We start from the raw sequence: 16,093 nt of genomic DNA, 5'->3' as shown, positions 1-16,093 counted from the left end.
GTCAGGCTGTTTTGCGTCGCCGGGCCGACGGCGTCTGCGCAGCCGCCAACGTCGGAAGTGAAGCCACGGCAGCCAACCGCCAGTCAAAAACAATCGGGGCTGTCTCGATGGCGGCGGCCGGCTCCGGAATCGCATAGTAAGCCTGGAGCTGTGGCCAATCGCAATCCCGAATCGTCACCAGCGCCCCACGCACCTGACTTACCCACACCTCGCCTAGCCGGGAAACAGGGTGCGCTTGTGTCAGCCGCTCGCGCGCAATGGCGACATAGGCGGCATCGAGTTCGATCCCCAAGTAGCGCCGACCGAGTTTTCTCGCCGCCACCAGTGTCGTGCCCGTGCCGGCAAACGGGTCAACTACCACATCCCCAGCGTCGGTAGTCATCAGGATGATGCGTTCGAGCACGGTTTCCGGCAACTGACACGGGTGCGGGTCGCGGCGCGAAGCATGCTTGATGCGGTGGAGGTCGCTCCACACATCGGAAACCAGCGGCCCAAAGGGATGCAGCCCGTGTTTTTTTCCGCCGTAGTCTTTATGCAAAACGCCACACTTGCGACAACGCCGGTGCGGATGCCGAATTTCATAAAACTTTTGACGCCGCTTATCCTTGGCATAAAACAAGATGCCGTAATGCCTGGGCATGAGGGTCTTACCGAGGGGCATGCCGAGCGCGTCCCAGGCAATCCAGTGCCGGAAATCGGCCTGAGTGTTGAGAAAAGCCGCATAGTGGGTTAGCCACTTGGGAATGTTGTGCACACACAAGCTTCCGGTTGGCTTTGTAATCCGCAGCAACTCATGTAGCCACTGGCGGCACCAGTCGAGATACTCCTCGCCGCCTCGGTGGTCGTCATAGCTGCGATACTTTTTGGCGAGATTGAAAGGTGGATCGGCAAAAGTCAGGTCGGCCATCTCGGATGGCAACTGCCGGAGCCAAGCCAGGCAGTCGCCGTGCACGATGGTATCGAGAGTCACAGTGCATGCTACCTCCCACGGAAGTCCCGCTGGATACCCCTGGCTCGAAACCCTGGTTCGAAGCCCCTGGTTCAACCTGGAAAACCGCGGAAGAGAAGCCACCCGGACACCATCTCACGAAGTTGGACGACTTACTCGGCGGTTAGGAAGTGGACATGCGCTATATTCAATAACAGCGCGTCAAAACGCAACTCACACTATCGCCTAAACAGCCGCGTATGCCCTCCCCCATTGTCATTGTTGCCGGTCACTTCCTCGAATGGCGGGCATACCTGCCACTCGCCAACCGCTTGCGTGCCAATCCATTCAACCGACGAGTCTGGATTGCGCCAATTGAGCCGTACCACTGGTGGCAGTCATCTGGGGCTAACTTTCGCCCGGTGATTGATGTGATGGCAGCGTGTATCGAAAGCGTCGCCGAACAAACTGGTGAGTCGGTCACTGTGGTAGGACACAGCGCCGGCGGGCGGTTGACACGGAAATTCCTGGGCGAAGATGACTACTGCGGCCGACGTTATGCTGGCCACCGGTTCGTCAACACGGTGGTTTGTCTTGGGACTCCCCACCATAGCTGGGCCCCGGCCAGCTCGGTTTCGACCCGCTGGGCAAATGAGCACTACCCCGGCACATTCTTCGCACCCAAGATTCGCTACGTGAGCGTGAACAGCCGTTATATCAAAGGCAATTCGCAGGGTACACTGGCCGAACGGACGGCCTACGCACTATATGAAAGTCTGCTCGCCGCGCCAGGGGATGTGTGGGGCGACGGCATCGTTCCCGAGCCCTGCATGACGCTCGACGGCGCAGAGGTTATCCAGCTTGCGGGCGTGTACCACCTGCCCATGCCATTGACAACCTGGTATGATGCGCCGCAGATTTTGCCTCAGTGGGCTGAAAACATTTAGGTCGCACTGGTCACCGACCCGCACGCGCTTGCTCACGCCCAACGTTGCCCACCGGCGCGCGATCCCTAATCTTTGACTGAGACGTTGAAGCGCCTCACCGTCGAAGTGCTTTACAGAAGCGGTCTTCCTTTACGTGTCACGCTTGTTTGCCAGTATTTGCCGGATTGCTGTTTGGCTGTGCCTGTGGTCGGCATTCGTCCTCGCGGCGGAAGTCAGGCCGTTACGCGATTACACGCTTGACGCCTGGCGCGACGAACTACCCCAGGCCGCCGTCCTGGCCGTCGCCCAGGATCACCACGGTTACTTGTGGATTGGCACGTATGAGGGCTTGGTCCGATTTGATGGTGTTCGCTTTGTGACCTTCGACCGGCGAAACACGCCAGCCTTCCACAATCACAACATCCGCGCCATCTTTGAGGACCGTGATGGCACGTTATGGATTGGCACCTTTGGCGGTGGCGTGGTGCGCTACCGGCAGGGTAGTTTTGAAAGCTGGACGACCGAGCAGGGACTGGCCAGTGATTTTGTCCTTGACATCGCACAAACACCAGATGGCGCGCTCTGGTTTGCAACCAGTCGTGGGCTGACTTGCTGGCGCGATGGCCAGTGGAAAACCTTCACCGTCAAGGATGGACTCCCTCTCAATAGCCTTCAGCAACTGGCGCTAGGACCCAGTGGCGACCTCTGGATTTCAACCTACGGACGCGGCCTTTCGATTCTCCGGGATGGCGGATTTCATAATTACTCACTCAATGGCGGTAAGCCAAATGATATTGTGTTTGCGCTTCATGTTGCTCGGGATGGAACGGTCTGGGCTGGCACAAACCAGCAGGGCTTGCTCCACCTCGACGCCCAGGGGCGAGTCCTGGCCCAGTATGCCCGGAAGACGGCATTCCCGGACGATGCCGTTCACGCCATTTATGAAGATGCTGACGGCACGCTTTGGGTCGGGACAGAAAGCGGTGGCTTAGGGCGCTTGAGCCAAGGCCAGTGGGACTGGCGAACATACCAGAACGGACTGTCGCATCGGTTCGTTCGCGCGATTTGCCGCGACCACGAAGGGAGCTATTGGCTTGGCACGAATGGCGGCCTCAATCGGTTGCGTGAGTCCAAGATTGTCAACTTGGGCACTTATCAGGGCTTGACGGATGCCAACGTACGCATTGTCTTTGAGGACTCACAAAAACGGCTCTGGGTTGGCTTGGATGAGTCCGGGCTGGACTGCCTCGCAGCGGGACGGTGGAAACACTACGGGCTGGAAGATGGACTAAAAACGCTCGGCATCCGGGCGGCGGCCGAAGATGCGCAAGGGCGCATCTGGTTTGGACTCAACCAAGGTGGCGTAGCCAGTTTCGCCAACGGACACTGGACAAGCATCACCACGGCTCAGGGACTCACCAATGACAATGTGTTTGCGCTCTGCGCCGCCCGCGACGGCTCGCTGTGGGTCGGGACGGTCGGCGGCGGCATCAACGTGCTGCGCGATGGAAAGGTCATTCGCGTGATTGACGCCCAGAATGAAAATATCACCGGGGGCAACATTCGCGTCATCATCCAAACACGCGACGACGCCATGTGGGTTGGCACAAACGGGCGTGGACTGATGCGGGTTCAGGGGGACACCGTGACCCGGTTCACGGTCAAGGAAGGCCTGCCAAGCAATTTGATTTTTGCCATCCACGAGGAAACGGATGGCACGCTCTGGATCGGCACCGGTAGCGGACTGGCCTGGTACCGAGACGGTAAGTTCAATACGCTTACCCACAAGGATGGTTTGTTTGACGACACCGTTTTTGCCATCGTGCCCGACGCCGCCGGCGACTTCTGGATGAGTTGCAACCGCGGCATCTTTCGCCTGGAGCGCCGCGTCCGCGAGGCCTTCATGACTGGGGCGCAAGCTCGCGTTCACTGTACCAACTTTGACCTTGGTGATGGGATGGGAGCGAATCAATGCAACGGAACGTCCCAGCCCTGCGCCATTCGCCAGCGTGACGGACGGCTGGCGTTTGCTACCGTTGGCGGCGTGGCATTGGTCGCACCGGAGCGGCTGCCGTTCAACCCCCATGCGCCGCCGGTTGTCATTGAAGAGGTCGTGACCGAGCAACAAACCTTTGCGGTCGGTGAACCAGCCAAGTCGCTGACGCAACCGCGCTTGGTGATAGAGCCGGGCGTCGAGAAGTTTGAGATCCACTACACCGGCTTGAGCTTTCTGGCACCCCAGCGGGTGCGCTTCCGCTTCCAGCTCGAGGGCTTTGACAAAACTTGGGTTGAGGCAGGCACGCGGCGGACGGCTTACTACACGAATCTTCCACCGGGCGACTATCGCTTTCAGGTCACGGCTTGCAACAACGATGGCGTGTGGAACGACACGGCGGCGACCATCACCATCACCGTCAAACCATTTTTTTACCAGACCATCTGGGCGCGTGGACTGGTTGTCCTCAGCCTGGGACTGCTTCTCTGGGGCGGACTTCGCTGGCGGACCATAACCCTTCAGCACCGAGCAGCCCAACTCGAGCGGCAAGTCGTGGTTCGCACGGCCCAGCTCAACGAGAAAAACACCGCACTGGAACGGGCCCTTGCGGATGTCCAGGTGGCACAGCAGGAAGCCAGTGTCAAAAATCAAGAACTCGCCCGCAAAAACGATGCCTTGCTTGAACTTCACCGCCGGGCCGACGCCATCTTTACGGCGTTGACGGATGTTCTGCCGGGGACAGTGATTGATGGCAAATACCGACTGGGTGAGAAAATTGGTGGCGGCGGATTTGGCGTGGTTTATCGCGCCGAACAGCTTGCCCTGCGACGACCGGTTGCTATCAAAATTTTTCGCCCAAGCGGCAAAAACGCGACAACCACCAGCGTCGAACGCTTCCGGCGCGAAGGGATTTCAGCTTGCCGCATCAATCATCCAAACGCCATTGGCGTGATTGATTCCGGTGTTTCATCGGATGGGATTGCCTACTTGGTTATGGAGCTACTCCAGGGTGTCTCGCTCGCCACGGAACTGAGGCTTTGTGGTGCGCTTTCAGTGGAGCGAAGTTTATCCATCATGCTGCCGGTGCTTGATGCACTGGCGACGGCGCATGAGGCCGGTGTCATTCACCGCGATGTCAAGCCGGACAATATCTTCCTCCACCAATCGCCGGAGGGTGAAGTCGTCAAGGTGGTGGACTTTGGCATTGCCAAACTCCTTGAGATAGAGACGAATGACCCCTTGGCCGCGATGACTGAAACGGGTGGCGTGGTGGGGACACCGATCTACATAGCCCCTGAGCGCCTCGATGAACGCGCCTACGATGGGCGCTCGGATGTGTACAGCGCCGGTGTCGTTTTGTATGAAATGCTCGCTGGTCGAGTGCCGTTTCTTCCCACAAGCACCGGCATGCTGGGTGTGATTATTGGTCACCTCAAACAACCGCCGCCGCCACTCAAAAACGTACCGGCGAAGATTGCCGAGATTGTGTTTCAAGCCTTGGCTAAATCACCGGACGAGCGCCCAACGGCACGCGACCTTGGTGATCGACTAGCGGCTGCGGCCGGGTTGCCGGCTTATCGCGGCGTCGTATCCACGACTGGACGGCTAACCCTGGGTGGCGAGCAGCGCCTTGGTCAAGAAGAGGAGGCAACCATTCTCCCTGAATCACAAGCGACGATCTTGCTGGAAAGGTCACTGACCGACTACAGCCATTCGCCGAAAACACAGTCCAGCCGTAGAGACAATAACAGAACGTGACCAAGGGCGGCCACGCATCTAGAAAGTCCGTTCAACTGAATAGTCAGTTCGACCGGTGGCAGGCAGTTGACCGAGGATGAATTCGGCAGCCCCGACTTGGCTGAGAGACGACCGCAACCATCCTGCGCTGGGACGAGGTTGCCCCGTTGGACGTTGGGGTTGCTTATGGAACGTGACAACCGGCCCTGGTTGTGGTTGAATCGCGTTCCGCCACTGACGGTGGCAGGTACAACGGGATGTGGCGCAGCCTGGTAGCGCGCACGCTTGGGGTGCGTGAGGTCGCTGGTTCAAATCCAGTCATCCCGACCACGATTTGACGACCCGTAGGCGAGGCGGTTGCGGCTGCCTCGCCTTTTCTTTGCCGGAAGATTGACGCAACTTTCCTGAACCACCGAACCCACTTGGCGTGAGTCGCCAACTTGCGCTATTCACACATTATGCCGCTTATTCTCGTAACCAACGACGATAGTATTTATGCATCTGGACTGCGCGCGCTGGTCGAACAGCTTCAATCCTTGGGTGACGTGATGGTCGTCGCCCCGGCCAGCGAACATAGCGGTTGTTCGCGCTCGGTCACGCTGGGCCGTCCGCTGCGGATTCGTCACCAGCGCGAGCGGAATGGTTGGTACGCTGTCGAGGGGACGCCAACCGACTGCATCGTGCTGGCGCTGCACTGGATGTTGAAAGACAAGCCCCGTCCCGACCTTGTGGTTTCCGGCATCAATCGCGGCGCGAACCTCGGCGACAGCGTGACCTATTCGGGAACGGTGGCCGGTGCGCTCGAAGGCGCGGTCAACGGCATTCCGAGTCTGGCCTTTTCCCTTGTGTCACGCGCGGAGTTTGACTACACCCACGCGGCCGCCTTTGCCGGGCGCCTGACGCGCAAGGTGCTGGCCTCAGGACTCCCCAGGCATACGCTGCTCAACGTCAACATCCCACCTGGCCCAATTCGCGGCTACCGTTTCACACGCACGGGAACGAAGCTGCTGTGCACGAACATCGAAGAACGCTTCGACCCCCGCGGACGGCCCTACTACTGGATTGGAACCGAGGCCGACGGACGGGACGAAGCTCCCGATGTGGATTACACCGCCATTGCCGAAGGACTGGTCGCCATCACGCCCCTGCGTAACGACCTGACCGACCGCAACGCTCTGGCACAACTCAAACACTGGGAAGCTGAAGATATCTGAAGGAGCGTTTGACATGAAAATCATCACGGGGCTGCGGCTGGCGATAACCCTTCTCCTGGCGGCGCTGATTCTGCTCGTTCCGGCCTGGATTGCGCTTCCATTCCGTCAGCCCCTGCGGACGCGCATCATGACCTATCCGTTTCAATTTTTCTCATACTTGCTAGGGTGGGTCTTTGGGGTGCGCCTCACGGCTGACGGGCATCAGCACACCCGTGGGGCGCTGATGAAAAACCATTTGTTCATCAGCAATCACTTGAGCCTGGCCGACACGCCGCTGTTGCTCTCGTTGAGTCCCTATCCGTTCATTGGCAAGAAGGAAGTGTTGAGCGTCCCAATCATCGCCTTTGCCGGCAATGTCGGCGGGAACCTCCTCTTCGACCGCAAGGACCCAGAAGACCGCAAGCGTGTCCAGCGGGCTGCCGTGCAGCGCATGCGCGAGGTCAGCTCGATTTACCTCTTCCCCGAAGGCACCCGGAGCAAAACGGGTGAACCCAAGCCTGAACCGCACTGGGGGCTGATCTGGACAGCCTGGCAGGAAAACATCGGGGTAGTGCCTATCGCCATCTTTGGCTCGGAAAAAATTCTCGAACAGCTCACGACGCGCGTCTGGATCAAGTACGGCCAACCACTACTTCCGGCCGACTTCCCCACGAAAGAGCAGTTCGCCACAGCTTGCTGGCAGCGGGTGTGCGTGATGTTCGAGGAGTTGAAAACCTCCGCTGAAACACTCATTTCTGGTGTTGCTGTCCGCCCTGCCCAGGATTCAGGACAGTAAGGCTAAATCCCGATGGAGCATCCGTCCGAATCATTCACTGAAACATCTTCGACTGAAGCCCAGCCTCCCAACGCCGTCCGTAGCGGCTTTGTCGCCATTGTCGGACGCCCCAACGCCGGCAAATCCACGCTGATCAACTACTTGGTGGGTGAAAAGATTGCCGCCGTCTCAAACAAACCACAGACGACACGTACGCGCATTCTGGGCATTGTGACGCGCCCGGAAGGCCAAGTTGTCTTTGTGGATACCCCAGGCGTTCACAAGCCCGGCTACCGACTCAACAAGCGGATGATGCAGTCTGTGCTGGATGCGCTGGCGACGGTAGATGTCGTGGTGCTTTTGCGTGATGCGTCGGTCTCGACCGGAAACGGCGACCGGTTCGTGCTCGATTTGGTCCGGCAGTCTGGACGGCCGGCGCTTCTGGCGCTCAACAAAACTGACCGCCTTGGCGACAAGGGCCAGCTTCTCAAGCTCATTGACTTCTACCGCAATGAACTGGACTTCCTAGACTACGTACCTATTTCGGCACTCACAGGAGAAGGAACGGACACCCTGCTGCACTGCCTGCTGAATCACTTACCACTTGCGCCCCCCCCGTTTGCCGAAGATGACCTCACCGACCAAACCGAGCGGACGCTGGTTGCCGAATTTCTCCGGGAGCAGCTTCTCCGGCGACTCTCCGACGAACTGCCCTTTGTCGTTGCTGTCGCCGTTGAAAAATGGGAAGAGCGCGACGATGGCGGACTGAATTTGGCCTGTGTGATCCTTGTCGAACGGCAATCACAGCGCGCCATTGTGCTGGGCCGGGGCGGCTTACGCCTGCGCGACATGGCCACGGCTGCCCGTGCTGAGATTGAGGCCATGCTTGAGCGCAAGGTGTTTCTCGAAATTTTTGTCAAGGTCGAGCCTCACTGGCGCAACGACGAGCGCCGACTGGATGAATTGGGGATTCACTAGGCTGGTCACGAGGCTGACTGCTTCGACTTACTGGTAAAAACGTTATCAGACAAAAGTATGCATTTCCACACGGCGCAAGTCACCATCCCGCGCAATACGGCCGACGCCGTGAGTGAAGCCTTCTGGCAGTTGGGCGCACAAGGTATCGAGACGCTTGCCGAAACCGACGCCGTGACAACCCTGCGCGCTTACTTTCCGGTCGCTCCGGCGCGGGCGACCATCCAGGCGGTGCTAGAACGCACCCTGTCCGCCTTCGATTATTCAACCGCGCAATCACTGAACCTGACCATCGAGCAACATCCGCATGAAGACTGGCTCGCCAAGTGGAAAGCCGATTGGCAAGCCCAGCCGATTGGGCGACACTGGCTCATCGTGCCGCCCTGGCGACAGGCCGAAGCCCAAGCGCGATCGGACTCAACCGAGCGTATCTTCATCGAGATCGAGCCGGGTATGGCGTTCGGAACCGGAACCCACCCGACGACTCGCGCATGCCTCGAACTGCTTGAGTCCCTGCCCACCTCACCCAAGGTTATCCTGGATGTCGGCACCGGAACGGGCATTTTGGCGATGGCGGCGGCTAAACTGTTTCCCCAAGCCCGGTGCTACGCCTGTGATACCGACTCGGACGCCATTGCCATTGCAACCGACAATGCCCGGCGCAACGGCGTGGATGGGCGCATCCACTTTCTGGTGGGGAGCGTTACGGCCTACCCAGACAGTGACGTTGACATCCTACTGGCCAACCTGACAGCGGAAGTTGTCACGGACTTGGCAACGGAGTTTGCACGGGTTCTGTGCCCTGGTGGTCGGCTCATTGTCGCCGGGGTGCTCACCGACCGGCACTTTGCCGTCGGCGCGGCACTTAGGGCCGCCGGGATGGAGGTGTTGACCACACAAACGGATGGTGAATGGTGGGCTGCCCTGGCGCAGCGGCGGCCCATACCGCCGGCGCCAGGGACGGACCACCATCAATCCACCCCGGCGTAGGAATGTAGCCCTGGCAGAAGGAAGCTCACGCCCAAGTAAGTGAACAGCACGAAAATAAAGCCCAGCACGGCAAAATACGCCGAAGTGCGCCCTTTCCAACCATGGACGATGCGGGTGTGGAGATAGCCGGCATAGGCCAACCAAGTCACGAGCGCCCAGGTTTCCTTTGGATCCCAGCTCCAGTAGGTTCCCCACGACTCATTGGCCCAGACGGCTCCGGTCACAAGCATCATCAGGAGCAATGGGAACGCAACCGAAACCGTTTTGTAGGTCAAGTCATCCAGGGCATCGAGGTTCGGCAGTTTTTCGAGCATGCGCTTGCCGCGCCAGGCAAACAGTGCCACAAAAGCCGTACAGGCAATGAGGGTCAAAATTCCGGCCAGTTCAACCGGATTCGAGTTGAAGCTGATTTCCAAGCCGCTGGCATTTTGATTCAGCCAGCGCGCGCCTTCAGCCTGTAACTGCTGCGGCGCCAGCGTGGTCGGGTCAATGTCAGAACGCTTGGCCAGCCACGCGCCAAACGCTTGGTGCTGATTGGCGTTGATCGCTCCGTTGATGTCCATCGGAGACTTCATCTGATAGAAAATCGCGCCGAAGACCAGTACCTGTACGATGAGCGCCGCCCCAATCAGACGATTGCCCCACTGCTGGGCTAGACTGTCGTTGCGGAAAAAGTACACGGTCAGCGCAACGGCGGCGGCGGCATAGGTTAGCCAGCCGAGTGCCATGAGCGCCCCAACGCCGGGCAGCGTTGCGCGCAGTGAGCCACCACCTGCCAAGTTTAGCCCGCTCCCCATCCAGCGAACGCCCAGCCCGTAGCTTCCGGTCGTCAGTACTTTGAAGTCGCCAATCGTGGCATAGAGCACCAGACCGAATATCGCCACACACAGGGCCATGCTTTCAATCCGAACGCCATCGCGCAGCAGGTAGAGCAGCGCGATACCGAAGCTTACGAGGCACACGCCATAGCTGATGGCAGCGATGCTGACGTGAATCGGACGCCAGTAGCTCCGCAAAATGGGTTGGAGCGTGGTGACTTCACTCCCCAGAAAAACCACCAGGGTCAGCGTCAACGCCGCCAGCGGCATTGTCATCGCACCGATAAAGCGGTACTTGTCGCGCGTGGTGATGATGAGGCTGGCGAGGACGGCAAAACCGGTGAAGGCCAGCCCGATGTCGTAGAGATTGTTGAGCGGATAGGTGTGCGAGATTTTCTCCATCAACGGCAACGTGTGCCAGATGGCTTGCATCGTGGGCTTGGTTTTCTCGAACTCGACGTACTCAATCCACCGGATGCCCCAGGCGGCAAGGTTCATCACATAGCCGAAGGCCATCGTTCCGATGCCAATGCGCTGAAGCAGCGACTCACGCCCCATCATCCACATCACAAAGGCAGCCGTTGCTCCCAGATAAGACAACAACGCCAACACGGTAAGATTGCCTTCCTTGAGAACCGTTGGGGCCACGCCCGAAGCCCGCGCCAACACCAACCCGGTTGCCACCGCAATGGGAACGATGAAAAGCAAACTTCGCGGCCAGGCCGATTGAGCCTCCGGTGAAGAGGGCGCGGCAGAGGAAGGCATGGAAGTGTCTAGTTTGAGTGCGTCGGTTGACATGGCGAATCCTCGATGGGTGAAAACCTGAAGCGAGCCACTTTTTAGGGGGATGCCTACCGCCTAGGGTGGCGGCCTGGCTCGGTCAAGAACGTGTGAAACTATACTGAAGCGTGCCATTCGGCGGCAACCCATGAGGGCGTGCTTCCGAGAGGCCTCATCCGCGCGGACTGACAGGTGACCACGGCTGGGGTTTCCGACGGCGACCTTGCGCTGGCCGAGGCGCGTGTTATAGGCCCAGAGCAATGCGACTTGAGTAGTGAGGACATAACGCGCATGGCGATGTTCATTACCGGCGGGGCCGGGTTTATTGGTTCGGCATTTATTCGGTCGTGGGTGAAGCGCTACCCGAACGACACCGTTATCAACTTTGACAAGCTGACCTACGCTGGCAACCTGGACAACTTGGCGGAGGTTGCCGACCAAGCTACCTATCAGTTTGTGCGCGGCGACATCTGCGACGCGGCGGCACTGCGGGCGGCGATCCCGGACGGCTGTGATGCCATCGTTCACTTTGCGGCGGAGTCGCATGTTGACCGGAGCATTCTGAGCGCGCGCGAGTTCATTCTGACCAACGTCTTAGGCACTCAGACGCTGCTGGATGTTGCCCGTGAAAAAGGCGTGAAGCGCTTTTTACACATCTCAACCGACGAAGTTGGGGGGAGCGTGCCCGAAGATCAGTTCTTTGCTGAAGATGGGCCGTTAGCGCCGAGTAGTCCCTACGCGGCCAGCAAGGCCGCCGCCGAACACCTCGTGCGCGCCGCTGCCCACACCTTCGGACTCAACGCCCTCATCACCCGGACGAGCAACAACTATGGCCCCTATCAGTTTCCTGAAAAGCTCATTCCACTGGCGCTGACCAACGCGCTCGCGGATCGCCCGATTCCGGTTTACGGCGATGGTCAGCAGGTGCGGGACTGGATTCACGTTGATGACAACTGCGCGGCCCTGCGGCTGGTTCTGGAAAAGGGTCAGCCGGGCGCGACTTACCACATTGGCGGACGGTCACCGCTGCCGAATCGAACCGTCCTGACGATGTTGCTTGAACTTCTGGGCAAGCCGACCTCCCTGCTGACGGAAGTGACTGACCGTCTGGGGCACGACCGGCGGTATGCCGTGGATTGTTCAAAAATCGAGCGTGAACTGGGATGGCGTCCACAGGTTGCTTTTCGGGAAGGGTTGGCGCAAACGATTGCTTGGTACCAAAACAACCCAGTGTGGGTGGCACGGGCGCGCAGCGGTGAGTATCGGACGTATTATGCGCAGATGTACGGCGCACTTTAGCCACGTGAGTCGCATTTGCCGAACGCTCTGAAGCGCCGTTGGTCGGCATCCCGCCGTTAGGGACTCCACCACGCGAGAATCTTGTCCATGACCGAACCCGGCAACCTCAAGCTTTACGACCAAGCCTTCAAGTATCTCGCCGAAAGCGACCCACACGCCCTGCTCATCTTGCTCGGCGCGCTCCCCCACGACGCCACCGCGACCATCACCCGGCTGCCGAAGGAACTCATCTCCTCCGCCGTCATCCCTGACGAACTGTACTTGATTGCCGACCAGGGCGAACGCTGGATCGCCCATATCGAGGCCCAGACCCGCTATGCGCCGGACATTCCCATTCGCCTGCTCGATTATGCCGTCCGCCTCCGCATCAGCTACGACATTCCAGTGCGCGCGTTTTTGCTGTTGCTCACCAGGCGCGGCGCCCCAGCCTCCACGCCGACCGAAGTCACGGTCGAGTTGGGACGACTGCGCATCACTTTCGGCTACGAGGTCGTCAAGCTGTGGGAGCTGACGGCAGCGGACGTTCTGAATGCCGACCGCCCCGCGCTGTTGCCCTTCATTCCGCTTATGGCAGGCGGACGCGATGCGCTGACGGCTGCGGCAGAGCGTATTGCTGCCGTGCCCGACGACGCACGCCGGCGGGAACTCGAGCTGCATTTTTTGGTTTTGGGCGGCTTGCGCTATGATGTCGAAACACTCATCGCGCTCTTGGAGAGGTCATTCATGATACCGCTGGAACAACTTCGGGAGTCGAGCATTTATCAACTGATTCTGCAAGAGGGAAAAGCCGAGGGGCTGAAACAAGGGCTTGAACAGGGGCTTGAGCAAGGGCTTGAACAGGGGCTTGAACAGGGGCTTGAACGGGGGCTTGAACAGGGGCTTGAACAGGGGCTTGAACATGAGCGGGAAATGATTGTCCGCCAACTACGCCATAAGTTTGGAGCACTGCCAGACGCGCTTGCCGCGCGCGTCCGAGCGCTGCCGCGCAAAGTCCTTGAGTGCCTCGCCGAAGACTTGCTTGACATGTCGGCTGCCCCTGACCTTGCCGCTTGGCTGGATCGCATCGAATAACGCGCCTGCGCCCTTCCTATCGTGATAAACCGCTTCGTAACCACGCCCACTTGACTACCTACCTGATCGATCAAGCCCATGATCGCCCCGTGTCCATCACGGCCGTAGAACCTGACGGACGTCACGCTACTGACTTTCTGGCGCAGCGTGCGTTGTTTCGGGTACGTCCACCTAACTTGCTTATTCCTGCGGCCGAACGGTGATTCAGAACGGTGATTCACTGGCATCTGGGTTGTCCCACCCATCTGGGTACGCGGGTAAGACAACCGGCGCACCACTTCACCACTTGCTGGCTTTGGTGGCAAGTGACATCTGCTAACCGTGTGATGACTGGTCCGGTCTGATGGTTCAGACCGGCGCTCACAGTCCTGTCATTTTTCAAACCAACATAGCGCAGATGCCAAAGCTGAGGGACGGCACGCAGCAAGCGTCCGTTCCGACACAGCCAGTGGACGTTGACCATGGGTAAAGCTTAGTTTGGTTATATTGACCAAATGCTTATAAAGGAATCTTGCGTCATGTCGGCTCAACCTAGTCCTCAGTTCGTCAACCGGCTCATCAGTGAAACGAGCCCCTACCTGCTCCAGCATGCCCACAACCCGGTGGATTGGTATCCGTGGGGTGAAGAGGCGCTGTCGCGGGCCCGGGCCGAAGACAAACCAATCTTGCTCAGTATTGGCTATTCAGCCTGCCACTGGTGCCACGTCATGGAGCACGAGTGTTTTGAAAATCCAGAAATCGCCGCGCTCATGAACGAGCTGTTCATCAACATCAAAGTGGACCGGGAAGAACGCCCCGACTTGGATACCATTTACATGAACGCTGTTCAGATCATGACCGGACGCGGCGGCTGGCCACTAACGATGTTTCTGACGCCGAGTGGCGAGCCATTCTACGGCGGCACGTATTTTCCTCCTGAAGACCGGGGGAGGATGCCGGGCTTTCCGCGTATCCTGCGCTCGGTAGCCGACGCCTACCGCCAACGCCGGGAGGAGGTCACGCAGAGCATTGCCGACATTACAGCGGAGTTGCGCCGCATGCACGAGCCGCTCGGCGGCGCGGGCGACCTCTCACCCCAACTGCTCAACGATGCTTACCGGCGGCTGGCGACGCGATTTGATCATGTGCACGGTGGCTTTGGTGGCGCGCCCAAATTCCCCAACTCGATGGCGTTGTCGTTCCTGCTGCGGTACTGGCGCACCACCGGCGAACTTCACGCGATTGAAATGGTTGAACTCTCGCTCGACAAGATGGCGAGCGGCGGCATCTATGATCACTTGGGGGGCGGCTTCCATCGCTATTCAACCGATGACCACTGGCTCGTGCCGCACTTTGAAAAAATGCTCTATGACAACGCCTTGCTGGCGCGCACCTATCTCGAAGCCTGGCAAGCAACCGGCAAGCCACGCTACCGCCAAGTGGTCGAAGAAACGCTCGATTACGTCATCCGTGAAATGACGGCTCCAGACGGTGGCTTTTACGCTACCCAGGATGCCGACAGCGAAGGCGAAGAAGGCAAGTTTTTTGTCTGGACACCAGCCGAAATCAGCACATTGCTTGGCAAAGAAGATGCGGCGCTGGTCTGCCGCTACTTTGATGTCACGGATGAAGGCAACTTCGAGGGAACGGGCAGGACGGTTCTCAGTACGCCGTTATCCATTGAAGCGCTCGCCCGTCTCAAGAACCTCCCACCGGAAGCCCTTGAAGCCGTGCTTGCTCGCGCCAAAGCCATCTTGTTTGAGGCGCGTGAGCGGCGGGTCAAGCCGGGGCGTGATGACAAACGCCTGGCGGCTTGGAACGGCCTGATGCTGTATGCGTTTGCCCGCGCTGCGGCCGTCCTTGGACGCGACGACTACCGCGCCGTGGCCGAACGCAATGCCGCTTTTGTCCTGGGAACGATGCGCCGGGATGGCATCCTCTATCGCTCGCACAAGGATGGGCAAAACAAGTTTCCAGGCTACCAGGAAGACTATGCCTGTTATGCCGAAGGGCTGCTGGCGCTGTATGAGGCCACCGGTTGCGTCACGTATTTCCGCGCCGCGCGTGAACTGACCGACGCCCTGCTGGCGCAGTTTGATGATCCCCAGGGCGGGGCGTTGTTCTTCACGGGCGACCGGCATGAGCAACTGATTACTCGCGTCAAGGATGTGTTTGACAACGCGACGCCGTCTGGTAACTCAGTTGCGGTAGAGGTCATGCTGCGGTTGGCTGTGTTGACCGGAGAACGGCGCTATCGTGAGCGCGCCGAGAACATTTTGCGAACACTTTCCGGCTCACTGTCCAAGATGCCGTCCGGTTTTGGACAACTCCTTGGGGCACTTGATTTTTATCTCGCCAGCACCAAAGAGATCGTTATCGTTGGCCCGCCAGCCGCGCCGGCGACGCTGGCTTTGCGTCAGGTGATTGAAGAAACGTTTCGTCCCCATCGCGTCCTGGCCTTGGTCGCACCGGATGATGCCGAACACGGACGCGAAGTGGCGCTGGCTGCCCAGCGTGTCATGCAGGACGGACAGCCAACGGCCTATGTTTGCCAAAACTTCACCTGCCAGTCGCCGGTGACATCACCAGAAGCACTCCGCAGTCAACTCACGGAAGCGTAGGAACG

11 protein-coding genes and 1 tRNA gene are annotated in these 16,093 nt (G+C 59.2%); 10 read left to right on the top strand and 2 right to left on the bottom strand.

All coding sequences use genetic code 11. The features are described from left to right. Nucleotide 1: 1 nt before the first annotated feature. Complete coding sequence (locus tag J8C06_RS04420) at nucleotides 2-970, bottom strand: DNA-methyltransferase (protein WP_246602086.1); 969 nt, start codon at nucleotides 968-970, stop codon at nucleotides 2-4. A gap of 218 nt (nucleotides 971-1,188) precedes the next feature. On the opposite strand from J8C06_RS04420, the gene J8C06_RS04415 reads away from it, so the two are divergent. From J8C06_RS04415 to J8C06_RS04385, 7 genes are all read left to right on the top strand, one after another. After that, nucleotides 1,189-1,875 carry an esterase/lipase family protein gene (locus J8C06_RS04415; protein WP_211429573.1) on the top strand — a complete coding sequence of 229 codons (687 nt, stop codon included), beginning with the start codon at nucleotides 1,189-1,191 and terminating at the stop codon, nucleotides 1,873-1,875. 133 nt (nucleotides 1,876-2,008) lie between these two features. Further along, nucleotides 2,009-5,608, top strand: a complete 3,600-nt coding sequence (locus J8C06_RS04410; protein ID WP_211429572.1) for a two-component regulator propeller domain-containing protein — start codon at nucleotides 2,009-2,011, stop codon at nucleotides 5,606-5,608. Nucleotides 5,609-5,840: 232 nt separating this feature from the next. Next, nucleotides 5,841-5,917: transfer RNA gene (locus J8C06_RS04405), tRNA-Pro, on the top strand. Nucleotides 5,918-6,045: 128 nt separating this feature from the next. Next, nucleotides 6,046-6,801 (top strand): 5'/3'-nucleotidase SurE, encoded by a 756-nt coding sequence (gene surE, locus J8C06_RS04400; protein WP_211429571.1) that lies wholly within the window; start codon nucleotides 6,046-6,048, stop codon nucleotides 6,799-6,801. A gap of 13 nt (nucleotides 6,802-6,814) precedes the next feature. Further along, on the top strand, nucleotides 6,815-7,576 hold the full coding sequence (locus J8C06_RS04395) for a lysophospholipid acyltransferase family protein (RefSeq protein ID WP_211429570.1): 762 nt from the start codon (nucleotides 6,815-6,817) through the stop codon (nucleotides 7,574-7,576). Nucleotides 7,577-7,588: 12 nt separating this feature from the next. Next, complete coding sequence (gene era / locus J8C06_RS04390) at nucleotides 7,589-8,533, top strand: GTPase Era (protein ID WP_211429569.1); 945 nt, start codon at nucleotides 7,589-7,591, stop codon at nucleotides 8,531-8,533. A gap of 57 nt (nucleotides 8,534-8,590) precedes the next feature. After that, nucleotides 8,591-9,520 carry a 50S ribosomal protein L11 methyltransferase gene (locus tag J8C06_RS04385; protein WP_211429568.1) on the top strand — a complete coding sequence of 310 codons (930 nt, stop codon included), beginning with the start codon at nucleotides 8,591-8,593 and terminating at the stop codon, nucleotides 9,518-9,520. Here the strand turns inward: J8C06_RS04385 and ccsA are convergent. After that, the gene (gene ccsA / locus J8C06_RS15135; RefSeq protein WP_246602085.1) at nucleotides 9,502-11,136 is read right to left on the bottom strand and encodes a cytochrome c biogenesis protein CcsA; all 1,635 of its coding nucleotides are present in this window, start codon (nucleotides 11,134-11,136) and stop codon (nucleotides 9,502-9,504) included. The two genes, J8C06_RS04385 and ccsA, sit on opposite strands and share 19 nt — an antisense overlap. A gap of 273 nt (nucleotides 11,137-11,409) precedes the next feature. Here ccsA and rfbB point away from each other — a divergent pair, with 273 nt between their 5' ends. From rfbB to J8C06_RS04365, 3 genes are all read left to right on the top strand, one after another. Continuing rightward, nucleotides 11,410-12,417, top strand: a complete 1,008-nt coding sequence (gene rfbB, locus J8C06_RS04375; RefSeq protein WP_211429567.1) for a dTDP-glucose 4,6-dehydratase — start codon at nucleotides 11,410-11,412, stop codon at nucleotides 12,415-12,417. Nucleotides 12,418-12,504: 87 nt separating this feature from the next. Then, nucleotides 12,505-13,488: a DUF4351 domain-containing protein gene (locus tag J8C06_RS15130; protein ID WP_246602084.1), complete on the top strand. Its 984-nt coding sequence runs from the start codon at nucleotides 12,505-12,507 to the stop codon at nucleotides 13,486-13,488. 518 nt (nucleotides 13,489-14,006) lie between these two features. Further along, complete coding sequence (locus tag J8C06_RS04365; RefSeq protein WP_211429566.1) at nucleotides 14,007-16,088, top strand: thioredoxin domain-containing protein; 2,082 nt, start codon at nucleotides 14,007-14,009, stop codon at nucleotides 16,086-16,088. Nucleotides 16,089-16,093 lie beyond the last annotated feature (5 nt).

Source organism: Chloracidobacterium validum (assembly GCF_018304825.1).
GTDB classification, from domain to species: Bacteria; Acidobacteriota; Blastocatellia; order Chloracidobacteriales; family Chloracidobacteriaceae; genus Chloracidobacterium; species Chloracidobacterium validum.
Note: the sequence above shows the minus strand (reverse complement) of the source record. Positions and strands in the feature narration are given on the sequence as shown.